This window comes from Xenorhabdus santafensis (assembly GCF_033949405.1).
GTDB lineage: Bacteria > Pseudomonadota > Gammaproteobacteria > Enterobacterales > Enterobacteriaceae > Xenorhabdus > Xenorhabdus santafensis.
Genome location: NZ_VCDN01000120.1, coordinates 1 through 17011, shown reverse-complemented (window position 1 = coordinate 17011; position 17011 = coordinate 1). Strand labels below are relative to the sequence as shown.

Annotated in this window: 7 protein-coding genes; 3 read left to right on the top strand and 4 right to left on the bottom strand. The window is 46.3% G+C overall.

What is annotated here, in order from left to right; translation table 11 throughout:
• The coding region (locus FE392_RS18775; protein ID WP_319931680.1) for a Tn3 family transposase at window positions 1-2449 on the bottom strand (2449 nt) is incomplete at its 3' end.
• A 162-nt stretch (window positions 2450-2611) separates the two neighbouring features.
• On the opposite strand from FE392_RS18775, the gene FE392_RS18770 reads away from it, so the two are divergent.
• Window positions 2612-3241, top strand: a complete 630-nt coding sequence (locus tag FE392_RS18770; RefSeq protein ID WP_319931679.1) for a recombinase family protein — start codon at window positions 2612-2614, stop codon at window positions 3239-3241.
• A 52-nt stretch (window positions 3242-3293) separates the two neighbouring features.
• On the top strand, window positions 3294-3896 hold the full coding sequence (locus tag FE392_RS18765) for a nitroreductase family protein (protein ID WP_319931678.1): 603 nt from the start codon (window positions 3294-3296) through the stop codon (window positions 3894-3896).
• 71 nt (window positions 3897-3967) lie between these two features.
• On the opposite strand, the gene FE392_RS18760 is transcribed toward FE392_RS18765, so the two are convergent.
• Window positions 3968-14470: a non-ribosomal peptide synthetase gene (locus tag FE392_RS18760; RefSeq protein WP_319931677.1), complete on the bottom strand. Its 10503-nt coding sequence runs from the start codon at window positions 14468-14470 to the stop codon at window positions 3968-3970.
• A 354-nt stretch (window positions 14471-14824) separates the two neighbouring features.
• Here FE392_RS18760 and FE392_RS18755 point away from each other — a divergent pair, with 354 nt between their 5' ends.
• Entirely contained in the window at window positions 14825-15784 is a 960-nt protein-coding gene (locus FE392_RS18755) for a carbon-nitrogen hydrolase family protein (protein WP_319931676.1), read from the top strand.
• 467 nt (window positions 15785-16251) lie between these two features.
• Here FE392_RS18755 and FE392_RS18750 read toward each other — a convergent pair whose 3' ends face one another.
• Window positions 16252-16515: a hypothetical protein gene (locus tag FE392_RS18750; RefSeq protein WP_319931675.1), complete on the bottom strand. Its 264-nt coding sequence runs from the start codon at window positions 16513-16515 to the stop codon at window positions 16252-16254.
• Between the two features lie 104 nt (window positions 16516-16619).
• The coding region (locus FE392_RS18745) for a hypothetical protein (RefSeq protein ID WP_319931674.1) at window positions 16620-17011 on the bottom strand (392 nt) is incomplete at its 5' end.

The window sequence follows — 17011 nt, the reverse complement described above, 5'->3', positions numbered from 1 at the left end:
TCTGTTTTTTCAAAGAAATATGGAGTTTTTCACCCAGTAAGGTGATATCGAACAATTCTTCAAAAATTTTTTTGAACTTGGCATAACGAGGGGCAAACTGGTAACCGAAAATATCCAGCAAGGCAAAATTGACATTATTGATCCCATGATTATCCGTCGAAACCGAGAGCGGCTGGATATCACTGCTGTTGTTATAGAGCAGATCAAAAGCAAAATGCCCCTCAAACTCATTCGGTGCGTTCACGACAGTATTGACCGGAACATGATTGACGACCAGCGACAATGCTGATACCCCTTTACCTTTGCGGAAATACTTGGCAGAAAAGCGAGCCTTGAATGTGTTTATCCGGCAACCGTGTTTTTGTCCATCGATACTACCAAAAGGCGCAGCCTCATTGATGGTGTAATATTTGAATATGGGTAAGCGGGCGATCGCATTGGAAATAATATCATTGGCAGCGTGGGTCGTTTCTGGTCGAATATAACTATCATTGACAGCCCGGAGCGCGCCTACGCTGCGATCGGAAACAGCGGCTATTCGATGTAGACCATAGTTTGCGCCGTTGCCGAAAATACAGGCAATCAAATCGCCTTCCCGTTTCTCTGACTCTTTCTTATAGGTTGTCATGTTTTCAAGGGCGCTGAGATAGCCTGTTTTGCGGTTGACGTAACTCATAATCTCAATAATTCCTTTGTGCTTGAGCTGGCTGTAAACCGGGTTGTCAATACCGGCTTTCCAGCGACGGTTCGCCAGACTCCATGTCAGACGGTTAGAGCGGGGCTGGCATTTTACGAAATCATTGGCATCCGCATTAATGTTAGCTGTTACGCGATCAAACAAGGTATTTAACCTCGTTTCCAACTGCATCAGCGTCTGAGTAATGGGCTCACTAAGACGATTAAGTCCTGTTTTTTCAATCAGCTCTGGTTTTTCCTTCATCCAGACATCCACCGGAATAAGGTCATCTTCCAGACGTTTATTTTTTTCACTCTCGGTCACATAGATTCTGCCGCTGTTAATCATATGATCAATCCGGTGATACAAATAGAACTCAAACCGCTGGAGATGAATGTCATCGCCATCAAGAAGATAACGCAGGTCACGTGGACGGATGAATTCCTGCGTCACACACGTGATTCGTTTGTGTTTGTCCAGGTCAGCTTTAGCAGTGGTTATTTGCTCCGCTATCAGAGGCTGGTCAGGGGAACACTCAATATCAATAGCCCTGAACAGCTTGCGCAGAGAATTTGATGTTCTGCGGGCGTGTTTGTCAGTGTATTGCCATTGATAGTCAATGAGATCAAAATTCTCCTTGCAAAGATGCTGGCTGATTTTTCTCATATCACCTTCATCAATCAGTGAAAATGCCTGTTTGCGAATTTCACCAAACGGAACACTGTCACTGAGTGTATTATCAACAAATAAGCTCAGAACATTGCCTGCATACTTAAGCTTATTTCTGACCACTTCCAGTTCTTCAGCGATTTTTTGCTGGGCAAACGTTTTTGCGGATTCATGATGTTTTGTGACAAGATAGCAAAATGCGGTCACCAGCCTGTCGTTGTTTTCTCTATATCGAAAAAAGAGATAACAACACAGATAGAGAAGCCCCTGCCACTTGGGCATTCGCCTGATTTTATAAACTGAACGGTGCTTTACAACGGAGGCGTAATAGAGCCTATTTCCACGGGATAATCGAAGAGCCTCAAGCAGAGATTTTAATTCAGGGTAAATACTCTTTATGGTTCTGTGTGTATTCAGCTCACGCTCCAGCTCTGAGGGCGAAAAGCTACGGGCTGATCCCTTATATCCGGACAGGCTGTTAAGTAGTCCTTTGTCTGCCATGATGCTCTGTAGGGTGTTAACCGTATTTTCCGACATCTGTCGGGATAGAATGGCTTCGGTTCGCTTTCTCTCGGCACTGAGCGTCCGGGTAATAAGCGTCTGGATCGTGCTGTATGCCGGAAGGGCAATACGCTGCTGACTAAAGAATGCGATGCATTCATCGAACATATATCGGGGATCAGCATAGATGATTGCGACGTCCTGGAGACGTAAGACCAAATTGTCAGTCATGGCGGGGGTTAGCTGCTCAAAACTAAGCAAGGCCAGAACCTGATTGATTAGCCGGGATCGGGTTGATTTGGCCAACTCAGTGTACCGTGGTTTTGCGCCTGAAAAGTAGGTCTGGCAAATATACATAACATCCGGTCTAACGTCCTTTAAATGGAATTTGGGAATAACGGGCTTAGCCCGGAAATATCCAATAAAGAGAATAAAATAAATACGGTTTTCGAGTTTCTCTATTGCGCGGATGTGTTCAAGCAGTGTGTCATTCAGGGCAAAATATTCTTCACGTTCTGTCTGACTGAATTCGGGGCGGCGATATAGCTCATCAATTTCATCGGTTTTAAGAATTTGTATCCGGCTTGGGCGCGTCGGCTGCATGTTTTTCCTTAATAGATTTTTGTACCAACAAAGGTGGCCAAAAACGTTCACGAAGAGTGCTGATAGGGTGTACTTTTAATACACTGGCTAAATACCAGTGCAGAAAATAACGTAACGCTATGTATAGTGCACCATAATAATGACACCATGTGTAGTGCACTGATGAATGCCAATATACGGATTTACGGATACCTGAGAGCATCGACAAGTGAGCAGGATGCTTCAAGGGCAAAAAATGAGCTGATTGAGTTCGCCAGTGAATTAGGCGTTCAGGTTGCCTGTTGGTTTGAAGAAAATGAATCCGGTGCCCGGCTTCATCGTCCAGAGTTGTTCCGTTTGCTTGATGTGGCTATGCCGGGCGATGTGCTCTTGGTTGAACAAGTCGACCGTCTCAGTCGGCTGAATACGGCTGACTGGGAAAAACTGAAATATATGATTAGCCATAAGGGACTGAAAGTGGTTTCTTTGGATCTCCCGACCAGCCATCAGTTCATGAAGGGCTCCGATGAGTTCACAGAACGTATGTTGACGGCACTCAACAACATGATGCTTGATATGCTGGCCGCCGTTGCCCGGAAAGACTACGAGGACAGACGCCGTCGTCAGGCTCAGGGTGTAAAGAAAGCTAAACAGGAAGGTAAATATAAAGGTCGCCCGGTGGATAAAAAATTGCATCAAAAAATAGAAGGGCTTCTCAGAGAGAAAAAAAGTTATAACGCGATTGTTTATTTATTGGGATGTTCCAGACATACCATATCCAAAGTTTCAAAAACCATCAAAAATTCAGAATAACTCTATAATTAAATAATTTTAAAATATTAATTCATCACCATGGAACTTTTGGATGCATCGGGCACAAAACCCCATTTTAGCAGATGCACAGCGTTCTCCATCTAACTGCAACACCCAGCCGTGGCATGTGCATATTGCATCAGGCAAAACAAAAGATGCACTTGAGAAGACTATGACCCAAAATAGTTCAGAAGGGCTTGTTACACCTGATTTTACTTTTGATTATGCGGATTTTTATGGGGATTATTTTGACCGCAGCCAAGAGCAGGCCCAGATTTATTATGAAACCCTCGGTGTAGCGCGTGAAGACAAAGCCAAACGGGATGAAGTCTATTTACGCAACTTTAAATTTTTTGGCGCACCTCATGTCGCTTTTCTTTTCATGCCTTCATTTGGTGATAACATTCGCGTTGCAGCAGATATGGGCATGTATGGGCAGACATTTCTTTTATCACTTGTCGCCAGAGGTTACTCTGGTATACCCCAAACTTTGCTTGGCTTTCATGCTGACACAGTAAGAGCAATACTCGGTGTATCAGAACAGTATCGTCTGCTATTCGGTATCTCGTTTGGATATGCTGACCCAAAGGCGCCGACTCATCATGTCCGCATGGGCCGTATTTCTGTTGACGAAAGTGTAACCATTCACAATTAATCATTCAGAACTAATTGAAATCACAATTCATTCAATGGCAGCCAGCCAGCTGGCTGGCTGCATCTTGAAATTCATTGAAATTTCTTATCAAATAACAAATGCCCGATCATGGAATTAACCAACTGGTGGAGCCAAGGTAATTGCATGATAGTGTGATGATCTCCTCCAATAAGTTGGAGCACGGAGTGTTCTCCAACAATATCATGCCATCCATGCCAGCAATCGAATCCGGAAACTGAATCGGCTGAAGTATAAAGATGGATGGGCAAAGAGGAAGCTGAAGATATATGCCTATGGCTAATCTGTATGATGATTTCCAAAGTACGTAGACGAAAGAGAATATCTTCTTTGGGAATTTCTTTTGGTAACCATTGGAGCACTTCACAACCGTGTAGAGCATAAAGCGCATCCAAATTGTCTTCAGTAAGCTTCTCTCTATTATCCGCCAGATATTGAATCAATGTGCTGATGTTTTTCTGTCTATCATCGACAAATTGAAGACTGTTTTTTTTATGCCCGCTGAAATTGTAGGAATCGATCATGCCAACATACCCGATTTTCTCTCCGACACTACTCAATTGCAGAGCTATTTCGTAAGCGATAGTTCCACCTATGGACCAACCTGCCAGATAATAAGGACCATGAGGCTGAATTCGACGAATGGCATGGATATGGTAAGCTGCAAGTGCTTCAATAGAAGTTGGTGGGTTCTTGACTGTGTGTAGGCCAAGGGCCTGTAACCCATAGACAGGCAATTCTGCTGGCAATAAAGTGACTAGCTGAGAATAAACCAGCAAATCACCCATGATTTCATGTATCAAGAATAGGGGTGGTAAATGACCAGCAGGGCTTAAAGGCACCGGATTGGCAGTAAAAGGTGAACTGGGTTTGATGGAGTGGCTGCTAATCGCCAAAGCTAAATCACATAATGTCGGATGGGAGAATAACGTTGCTAATGACACCTCCATGCCTTGTTTTCTGATGTGGTTCAACAACTGCATCGCGATAAGTGAATGCCCACCCAGTTCAAAGAAATGATCATGGCGGCTAATGCGCTCTACGCCCAGTAAATCTTGCCAAATTTGTGCCAAAGTTGTTTCGGTTTGGCCGACTGGCGCTTCATAATGTCGGGTTATCATGGCGGATAAACCGGGGGCAGGGAGTGCCTGACGGTTGAGTTTGCCATTGGGGGTCAGCGGGAACGCATCAAGAATGACAAAAGCACTGGGCAACATGTACTCGGCAAAGTATCTTGAGAGTTGCTGACGCAATTCAGCCGGAACCAGTTTAGCCCCGACTTGTGGCAAGAGATAAGCAACCAGCTGTTTTTGCTTGGTTTCATCCTCTTCACGGGCCAAAACCACTGCCTCACGTACCCCGTCACAGCGTATTAACCGAGTCTCGATTTCCCCCAGCTCAATGCGGAAACCACGTATTTTAACCTGAAAATCATTGCGGCCGAGGTATTCGATATTGCCGTCCGGCAGCCAGCGGCCGAGATCCCCTGTTTTATACATACGCTCATTGGTTATGTGCGCATGGGTGTCTTGGGAAAAAGGATCAGCAAGAAAACGCTCCGCCGTCAGTTCAGGGCGGTTAAGATAACCACGGGCCACTCCTGCACCGGCAATATAGATTTCGCCAATAACCCCCAGGGGTACAGGCTGATGATGACGGTCAAGAATATAAATTCGGGTATTCGCGATCGGTCGGCCGATATGGTTGACGAATCCGGTTTCTGACGTCATTCGCGTCCAAGTCGAATAGGTTGTGGTTTCAGAAGGCCCGTACAGATTGCAGACATGATGTACGGAGGTATGAGTCAATAACCGCTCGACAAGATGTGATTTCAGCGCTTCACCGGCTAAGTTGACACTCCGGATACTTGCGGGAATGGTGTTGGATTCCATTAACCGGACCATGGCGGAGGGCACTGTGTTGATCAGGCTGATGGAGGGTTCAGGTGCGCCTTGTTTTTGGGCGATATGTTCTTGAGTCAGTAACGACAACACATCAGGCACAAGATGCACTGTGCCACCAGCAAGCAGGGGCGCAAAGCATTCAAACACCGCCAAATCAAAGTTCAGTGAAGTCGCAAAAAGGGTATGTGCAAATTCTTCCGGACTGAACGTATGTTGTGCCCACGTGAGGAAGTTAACCGTATTGCGGTGGGCAATTGCCACACCTTTAGGCTGGCCGGTTGAACCTGAGGTATAGATAATATACGCCAGATGATGAGATGCTAGCCCCAGCATTTGGCTAACCGGATTGTGTTCCGGTTGTGCCTCCGTTAACGCGCCTTGGGGATAAAGTACATTCTCAAGCAGTACGGTGGCAATGGTGGTATTCAGCTTACCCTTGAGTGCTGCCTGAGTTAACAACGCAACTGGCTCGGAATCCTCAAGCATGTAGGCCAGACGCTCAGGCGGATAGGCCGGATCGAGTGGGACATAAGCTCCGCCAGCCTTGAGGATACCGAGTAAACCAATCACCATGTCCGGGCTGCGTTCGACACAGATTGCCACCCGAGAATCAGGACGCACCCCTAGTGCAATCAAATGATGGGCCAAACGATTGGCGCGGCGGTTCAGGGCATCATAACTAAGGCAAGATTCTTCGTAGATCACCGCGATAACATTTGGGGTACGGGTGGCCTGTTGCTCAAACAGTTCATGGATCAGGAAGTCCTGTGGAAAATCGGTTTGGGTGGCATTAAAATCCACCAATAATTGCTGACGCTCAGCCTCCGACAAGATGGACAGGCTAAGAACAGGTCGTTGGGGTTCGGCTTGCAATGCTTCAGTTAGTTTTTGGAGGGCTGTAAGCAGGTAATTTACTACTCGGTCGGGGTCAATTCCGGCCATAGCCTGAGCCACCAGACCAAAACCGTCGCCGAAATCATTCACTGAAAGAGCCAGTGGGTAGTTAGTCCGTTCCTCTGACGCCAACAGGCGCATACCTTCCAAGACAGGTTGTTCTGCAAAGTCTGATGAGGTGTGTCGGTAATTGAACAACACACTGAACAGAGGCATGGGAGGAATGATGCCACTGCAACGCTGGGCTAGCGCTAATGGTGTCTGTTCATGTGTCAGCAGGGTTGCCAGCTCTCTGGCTGTTGCCTGCACCACCACCAGCACCCCTTGATTGCTAAGGGATATCCGAACCGGCAATGTATTGATAAATAAACCCATTACTTGATCCGCACCGACTAAACCCTGTAACCGTCCTAATAATACAGTGCCAAAGACGACCTCCTCGCAACCACTGGTGTGGGCCAATACCTGTGCGCAGGCCACATGGAACAGCACACTCGGGCTAACTCCCAGTTGGCGGGCTTGCGTACGGAGAGTTCGTGTGAGTGACTCATCGAGCAACAAATGGGATTCGGTAATTACTTGGCTATTGCCCTGCACATTGAGCAAGCCAAAGGGGCTGGTGGGTTCATTAATGTCAGCAAGCCGTTCACGGAAATAATTTTCATGTACCGCAGCCGGTACGTTTAAAGTTTGGGCAACAAAGTTCCGATATGGTAGCGGTTGAGGCAGGGCTTCTGATAACCCCTGCAGTAACAGGCGAATTTCCTCTATGATTAGTTCCAGTGTCATATGATCGCAAACCAGATGATGAAAACTTAGTGCCAGCAACCATGTCTGATTTTCTGGGTCGTGGGCAGTACAGGCGGAGAACAGCGGCGCTTGACTGATATTTAACCGTGTGATCATATGTGCCTGCAATTGCGCTGTAATGTTCTTTGCTGGCACAGGGACAAACGGAATGATTGGCAGTGGGGCCTGCCGCCAGACTACCTGGACAGGTTGGCTCAATCCCTGCCAACAAACAGCGGTTCGCAGAATATCATGGCGGTCTATCACCTGTTGCAGGGCATTCAAGAAATCATCAAGGTATTCTTGAGTGTCAAAGGCCAACAGGCTGCTTAACAGGTAGGTATCTGTGTTTTCCTGTAGCTGATGATGGAACAGAATTCCCTCCTGCAAGGGAGCCAGTGGGTAGATATCCTGCACATTAGCAGCTCCGCCAGCCACGTTATTGACAATTGTGTCAATATCCGCCTGAGACAGCGTTACCAGTGGCAGAAAATCAGGGGTAATGGCAGTACAGCCAACGGGAATGAGGTTAGGAGGTACGATGCTGTCCGGCATATCCTCTGATCGAACCTGCATCACCGCTTGTGCCATGTCTGTCAGTTGCGGAAATGAAAAAATACTGCGAACCTCCAGCGTATATCCTTGACTACGCAGCCGTTCAATCAGACTGACGGCAATCAGGGAGTGCCCACCAAGCTCAAAGAAATGGTCGTAGCGGCCAATCTGTTCCAACCCTAACAGCTCTTGCCAGATATCCGCCAGTGCGGTTTCAACATCACCCACTGGTGCTGCATAGTCACGGGTAATTACTGCAGCTTGGTCCGGCATTGGCAGCGCCTGACGGTCAAGTTTACCATTGGGGGTTAGGGGAAAGGTATCCATAATGACAAAGGCTTTGGGCAGCATAAACTCCGCCAGCTTTTGCGACAATTGCCGATACAGTTCAGTGGGTTTTAATTCAACACCGGGCTGGGGCAAAACATAGGCAATCAGGCATTGTTTTGTCCCCGTATTTTTGTCTTCACGGGCCAGAACCACGGCTTCGCGTACTCCGATGCATTGCCTTAGTTGGCTCTCGGTTTCTCCCAGTTCAATGCGAAATCCCCGAATCTTGACCTGAAAATCGTTGCGGCCAAGATAATCAATATTTCCGTCCGGCAGCCAACGACCGAGATCGCCACTCTTGTACATGCGTGCATCCGGTTCCGGCGAGAAGGGATCAGTGAGGAAGCGTTCAGCCGTCAGTTCAGGGTTTTTCAGATAGCCACGGGTAACGCCTGCCCCCGCAATATGAATTTCACCCGCAACACCGAGGGGAACCGGTTGCCCATACGCGTCCAGAATATAAATCCGAGTATTGGCAATCGGGCGGCCGATGGGAATGGAATGAGCCACATCAAGCGGGGGTTTAATCGAGTAAGTGGTGGAGAATGTGGTGGTTTCCGTCGGGCCATAGCAACTAATCAGATGTGCTGGTTTGGTGTCCGCTGACAGTACTTGCCGGATTCTCTGTGGATCGAGAACATCACCGCCGACCATCAGGTAGCGCAATTGCCCGAACAGCGGTTGGAGGGTATCGAGATATTCGTTGAACAGACCAGCAGTCAGCCAAAGCGCTGTGACTTGCCCTTGGATAAGGGCGGCGCGGAAACGCACAGGATCAAGCAACGTGGATTGTGGAATGATGTACAGGCGTCCCCCGTTGAGCAGGGCTGACCAGATTTCCCACGTTGATACATCAAACGCAATATTGGCGCAATGGGCAACACAATCGTGTGTAGCCATGTCGGCAGAACCATTATTGATAATCAGGGGTAAAACGCTGCGGTGTTCCACCATCACGCCTTTGGGCTGCCCGGTGGAGCCGGAGGTGTAAAGGACATTGGCCAGATGACGTGATGTCAGTCCCAATGCCTGCGTATCTGGATTGGTGTCCGGCAGGGTTTCTAGGAATGCGGCCTGATCATCAAGCAATACAGTGGGAATTTTTGTTGACGCAATGGCGCTGCTTAGTTTTTTGGCGTGTGTTGTCTGAGTTAACAAAGCCACAGGTGTGGAATCTTCAAGCATATAGGCCAGTCGTTCAACCGGATAGGTCGGATCGATCGGCACGTAAGCCCCGCCCGCCTTGAGGATGGCGAGTATTCCTACCACCATCTCCGGGCTTCGTTCGAGGCAAATGGCAACCAGATCATCCGGTTGCACACCCAACGCAATCAAATGATGCGCCAGCCGATTGGCACGGCGATTGAGATCGTCATAACTGATTTGCTGGTCTTCAAATATGACGGCAATGGCATTGGGGCGTTGGGCGACCTGAACTTCAAACAGTTGTTGCAGGGTCTTGTCCTGCGGATAAGGTGCAGCGGTTTGATTCCAGCGGTGAAGCAGCGTATGGCGCTCTTGTGCGGATAAAATGTCAAGTTCCGACAGAGATTGTTTCTGGTCTGCCACAAATGCCGCCAACACGTGTTGATAAATGCCCGCCAGCCTGACGATGGTGGATTCGTTAAACAGACTGACCGCATAATTCAGGCAACCCGTGATATGGGTTTGCCCATCGGACAGAAACAGGCTCATATCAAACTTAGCGGGGCTGTAAAACGTCTCTTCCAATATCACCGGAGCGAATGGCAGCTTGCTTTCATTGAGCGGATTTTCACCAAAATGGTGTAAGGTGAACATCACCTGAAAAATCGGGTGGCGGGAAGTGTCCCGTTCGATTCCCAACGCGTCCAGTAGTTGTTCAAACGGCATGTCCTGATGGGCTTTAGCGTCCGCAATCAACCGGTGGGTCTGCCCAATCAGGGTGTCCACGCTGTCGGTTTGCTGAAGCTGCGCCCTCAATACCAGCGAATTGACAAACATGCCAATCAGGGGCTGGGTTTGGGCATGGTGGCGGTTGTCCGTGGGTGTACCTACCACAATATCTTCTTGTCCGGACAGTTTTGCCAGCGTGACATAAAAAGCACTGAGCAATACGGTGTACAGTGTCGTTTCCTGCGCTTTTGCCAACGCCCGTAACTGGTTGGATAATGTTTCTTCCAGCGTAAAGTTTACGTCACGGCCTTGATAATTCACTTGAGCCGGTCGGGAATGATCGGTCGACAAGGCCAGCGGTTCATGGCCTGCCAGCGTTTGTTGCCAATAGGCAAGTTGGTGTTCACCAATGCCACTGTGCAAATAATCCCGCTGCCATGCGGCATAATCGCTATACGTAATCTCCAGCGGCGGCAATGGATTGTCACTGCCTTCTGACAGGGCACGGTAAATCTGCGCCAGCTCATCCATAAAAATATCGACCGACCAGCCATCAAAGGCAATGTGGTGCCACAACATCAGCAAGTAATGCTGATTATCGACCCGATAATGACGCAGGCGCAGGCTCGGCTCGGTGGACAGATCAAATGGCGTTGCAATTTCCGCGCACACGGTATCCAGAAGCCGGTCTGCATCGTCACAAGGCGGCATTGATTGGATGGGCAGATGCGTGTCCAGTTTTTGTTGATGGATTTGCCCGTCATCACGCTTGAGGTACACCATCTTCAGCACAGAATGGCGTTCAGCCAATTGATTGATGGCGGCTTCTAACAAAGGGAGGCAAGCATCGTTATCCAACTGAACCAGATACGGGATATGGTAAGCGTCGGTGCCTTGTTCAAACTGCTCAATAAACAACATCCGCTCTTGGGCAAATGACAAGGGATAATGTTCTGTCATCAGATGGGGAATGACGATACAGGATTGCTGCTCTGGTTGTTGTATTAGCGTTGCTAAGCCCGCAATGGTTTTCTGCTCAAACAATTGGGCCAATGTGATATCCGTTGCCAAACGTTGACGGATAGCCGCCGTCAGTTTAATGGCCAGCAGGGAGTTGCCGCCAATGCGGAAGAAGTTATCTTCAATGCCAACGTGTTCCAGCCCAAAAACATCCTGCCAGATGGCACAAAGCTGAGTTTCCAGTGCATTGCGGGGTGCCACATAACTGTTTTTGTTTTCCCATGTCGGCTCCGGCAGGGCTCGGCGATCCAGCTTACCGTTTAGGGTCAGCGGAATGGAATCAAGGCGGGTAAAATTGGCAGGGATCATATAATCCGGCAGGCGGTCAGATAAATGTGCGATCAGCGCTTGATTGGAGAATAAGTCATCGGATAATGCGCCGTCTGTAACCAAATAAGCGGCCAGTGTTTTATGGCCGTTATGCTCACGAGCCATCACCACTGCTTGTTTGATTTGTGGGTGGGCGGTCAGGGCATTTTCAATTTCCCCCAATTCAATGCGGAAACCCCGCAGCTTGACCTGAAAATCATTGCGGCTGAGATATTCGATATTGCCGTCCGGCAGCCAGCGGGCGAGATCACCGGTTTTGTACATGCGGGCATCGGTTTCTGAGACGAAAGGATCGACCAGGAAACGTTCGGCGGTCAGTTCAGGACGATTCAAATAACCACGGGCAACGCCATCGCCCCCAATATAGATTTCACCGGCAGCGCCTGGGGGAACGGGTTGGCCTTGCCCATCCAGAATATAGATGCGGGTATTGTTGATGGGTTTCCCGATGGGGAGTTTTCTGTCTTCTCCTTCCAGCAATGGCATGTCATAAGCGGTGGCGAATGTGGTGGTTTCTGTCGGCCCGTAAACATGCAACAGATGTTTTGGTGCATGCTCCGCCCTGAGGCGAATGGCTGATCGGTTATCAGCTTGTTCCCCGCCGAACAGGACATAACGCAGGCCTGATAACGATGGTGCAATCAAGCCTGCGTATTGGTTAAATAGGGCGGTAGTCAGAAACAGTGCGCTGACGCTTTCCGATGACAGGCACTGACCAAATTCAGCGGGATGCAGCAAGGTTTTTTCTGGGATCAGCAAAATACGGGCACCATGCACTAAACCTGACCACACTTCCCACGTCGCAGCATCAAATGAAATATTAGCGCAATGGGCTATACAGTCATCAGGGCCAATGTCAGCAAAGCCATTATGGATAATCAGGCGCAGTACACTCCGGTGCTCAATCATCACGCCCTTGGGTTGTCCGGTAGAGCCAGAGGTGTAAATCACATAGGCCAGATGGCGTGATGTCAATCCCAGAACCGCGATATTCGGATTTATGTCTGGCTGAATGGCAAGGTACATTGCCTTATCGAGTAGTATGACAGGGATGGAGCTGACTAGTTTCTCAACCTTCTCAACCAGTGAATTCTGAGTGAGCAGAGCTACAGGTGCAGCGTCTTCCAGCATATATGTCAGCCGGTCTGTAGGATAAGTCGGATCAAGGGGAACATAAGCGCCACCAGCCTTGAGGACAGCCAGCAATCCAATAATCATGTCTGGACTGCGTTCCATACAAAGTGCAACCCGCTCATCCGGTTGTACTCCCAATTCTATCAGGTGATGGGCCAGCCGGTTAGCTCGGCGATTCAATTCAGCATAGCTAATAACCTGTTTTTCGTATACCACGGCGATAGCATCTGGGGTGCGGGTGGCCTGTTGCTCAAACAGTTCATGGATCAGCGCATCCTGGGGGAAATCGGCTTGTGTGGCATTGAAATCAACTAATAATTTTTGCCGCTCCGTTTCTGTCAATAAAGGAGCTTGTTCAACAGATACATCCAAAGATGTGGCGGCTGATTCTATTAATAATGCCAAACGGGACTGGAGGGAAACAACTTCTTCATGGCACAGATAATCCATGTTATAGCGGAATTCAAGGGTGAAAGGCTGATTTCCCTTTTCAATTTGGGATGAGGAGGATAGATATTGATGAATGGCTATCATAAGAGGGAACGTGACGCCACGATACGTTCCTTTTAACGTTGCGACGGTATTATTAAGATTGACATTCACATCAAAAGGCTCAAATGACAGAGCGATATCGAAAAGTTGAGAGTGTCCTGTTTTCTGTTTTATCTGTGTGTGCTGATTAATCTCTGTGATTGGAACTCGTTGATGTTTATAACAGTGATGTAACTCAGCCGCAGCTTTATGCATGATATCAAGAAATGAGTCCCCAGAATGAATGACTACTTTGATAGGGATAACTGACGAAAACATACCTAGTGTGCACTTTTGTTTTGCATTTTTTCGATTATGCACGGGAATGCCAATAACAATCTCTTTTGCACCTGTCGTATGTGAAAGTGTCGTGCGTGCAAAATAGCAAGCCAGAATGGCATACATAAAATGGAGAACAGATAGCCCATGAGCAGCTACTGTATTTTCGATCTGTAGAGAAAGTGTTTCGTTCAATTTCCAAAGAACCGGTTTGGCGAATTTGTGAGTATCGGAGCTCACTGAAGTCGGAGGAGGGAGCAGAGCCGGTGGCAACGTTTCATAACGCTCTTTCCAAAATGCCAGATCTCGAGTGTACAATTTAGAGCTAATATAGGTGCTGTCTTCAACAATAAAATCAAGATAGGAAGGGGCTATATCGTCGGGTAATGTTTCCCCGTTGACCAAACGATTATAGTTTTCTAACAGTGTGGTGATAATCAGCTTCAATCCTATACCGTCTGAGATTAAGTGATGACAGCAAAATTGCCAGTACCAACGCTCCTTGCTGACGCGAAATAACCCGCAGCGCCACAATTTTTCATACAAAGGGAAGGGGCGTATGAAATTAGCTCGGATCTGCTGTTCAGCACAGGTTTCAGCATCAGCTACTTGTGAAAAATCATACCGGATTAAGGATGTCGGGAGAGTTTTAACAACTGTTTGTTGGGGTATTATGTGTGTATTGACCAGTCGTAAACGCAATGCATCATAGCGAGAAACCACATTTTCAAGTGCTCGAGTAAATAACGCTTCATCCAGTTTTCCCTCAAAGCAAATTATTATACTAAGGTTATAATCGAAAGAATCAGGATGGGTAATTTGATCAAACCAAATAACTTGTTGAGTAGAACTTAGAGGGTGTTCACAACCGAAAGTTAGAACATTATCTGATGTGTCGTTATGCTGTGTATTCATTTTATAGTTCCCAAATCTCAGAGATTAGTCAGTCAGCTAGAAGTCAGACGCATATCCAATGGATTTCAAGGTGCAGCACGACAGCAAGGGAAAGACACATTCGTCGGAATGAATTTTCCCAGCCAAAGGCTGGTTTCTGGTGAAAGGCAGAACTCTCATTAAACCCAGTGAGCATAGATAACGTTATGTGGCTGAAGTGATGTTGTAAAGAATAAAATTACGCTGTAAATCAAAATGCAGCTTTTATGAGATTTTTTTTGGGAGTTAAGAGTATTTTATAATATTTAGATGTCTTCACTTTATGGATGATGATAATTATCCATAATTGTCAAATTTTCGGAGAAACTAAATATTATGTCGATAACAACATTTCGGGTCGCTGCAGTGCAAGCTGCCCCTATTTTTCTCGATCTGGAAGCTACCCTCGAAAAGACCATTTCACTTATCGAGTCAGCAGCCGATCACGGCGCTAAATTAATTGCGTTCCCTGAAACTTGGATACCGGGATATCCGTGGTTCATATGGCTGGATTCACCTTTATGGGGTATGCAATTCCTCAAGCAATATCATGACAATTCATTGGTTATCAATAGCGAGCAATATAAAAGAATTGAACAAGCGGCCGCTGACAATAACATTATGGTCGTGCTGGGTTTCAGTGAAAAAAACAACAGTAGTCTTTATATTTCCCAATCTATTATTGACCCGACAGGCAAGACATTACTGACACGAAGAAAACTGAAGCCCACCCATGTAGAAAGAACGATTTTTGGCGAAGGTGATGGCAGCAGTTTAAATGTTATAGAGACATCTCTCGGGAAAGTCGGCGCTTTAAATTGTTGGGAGCATCTCCAACCGCTATCCAAATACGCGATGTTTGCCCAAAATGAACAAATTCATATTGGTTCTTGGCCGAGCTTTTCTATATATAAAGGGCATGTTCATGCTCTGTCAGGTGAAATGAATACGGCTGTCAGTAATGTGTATGCATTAGAAGGCCAGTGCTTTGTTATTGGCGCCTGTGGCCTGGTTTCACAAGAAATGATTGATATGATGTGCCAAACAGAAATGCACAGAACGTTGCTTGAAACAGGGGGAGGCTATGCCTGTATTTACGGCCCCGACGGAAAACAGCTTGCCAAGCCGCTGCCTCCCAATGAAGAAGGGCTGTTATATGCGAATATTGATCTGAGTGATATTACATTGGCAAAATCGGTTGCAGATCCTGCGGGGCATTATTCAAGGCCAGATGTGACTTGCTTACTTTTGGATAAAACCCGACGTTTACCTATGCTAATCAAAGAGACGGAATGATATTTACGGTGAAAAAATTTGTCACGTTATGGTACTGTATTGGTGTCTGGAGAAGAAAATTTTGGCCATAATATTATTAAAACTGAAAACTTACGCGGAATGCGCTTCCCACATTGGAGTGATTACCTAGAGAAACTAACGGACTAATACGGCTATTACGTTGGCGAAGGCCTTTTTGGAGACGCATTCTTTCCTATTGAGGAATAAAAACCTGACAAAAATCGTCGATATCACAGAAAAGTTTCACTAATTTGTTCATGCCTGTTCCTTGTTAGATCGGTTTTTCCTTGGTCGAAAACTTCGACCTTGGAACAGGCACTTAGTTCAATTTATTTATCCAGAATTCAGGTTAATTAACCAATAATTGTTCTTGATATGTTCAATACTGCAATACCTATCTTACCCATTTTTGATGGAGAATTATCATAACTCCCTGGAGTTATAGCTATTTCACAGAAAGCCACATTCTATAAACTGAAAGTGTAACTGCGGTAATAATCTTTCCATTCATCAGTCAATGTAATACCTAAAAAATCTACCGCAACTAGATTATTTAAAGCATCATATAGCCTAATAACAATGGAAGATTGAGGGGTTCCAGATATTGATTTTTGGCATGTTTTAAAATATAAAACACTGCCATCTTTGACAGGAATTCGTTTAGAAAAATTTCGTACTTTCAAAAAAGTAGTCACATCATCTTCTAATGAAATCGCCGAAGGATAACCCAATGGAAATTCATTTAACTGAGAATATATTGCTTCATTATAATATCCATCATGCCAAAATGCAGGATTAGATGATCCAGAGTAATCAGATAAATATTTATTGTCGTTTAACTCTTTGTGAGAAAATGAGGCTGCAAATACCCGTTTTCATAATTATAAACAGAATATTCACCGTGTTTATCGTAAATGTTACTACCAACATAAACACCAGAATGGTGTAATATAATACAACTTCTTGAGTTTATTGATTTTATATTATTACAATAATTACCATTAGGAATTACTGTCCTGCCGTCACGATCATGTTTGCCACTTTCATATTCAAATGAAACTATTTCATATAATACATCTTTCCCTGTAATGTTTTCCACTGAGCAATTGATGCTATTAACTAACCTAACGGCATGTGTCGCAACTTTATTGAATTGCCCTCCCTTTATAACAATATTTTTTGACGGATAAGGGGGTTTTGTGCCCGATATTTCTTTGAAAAAACAGA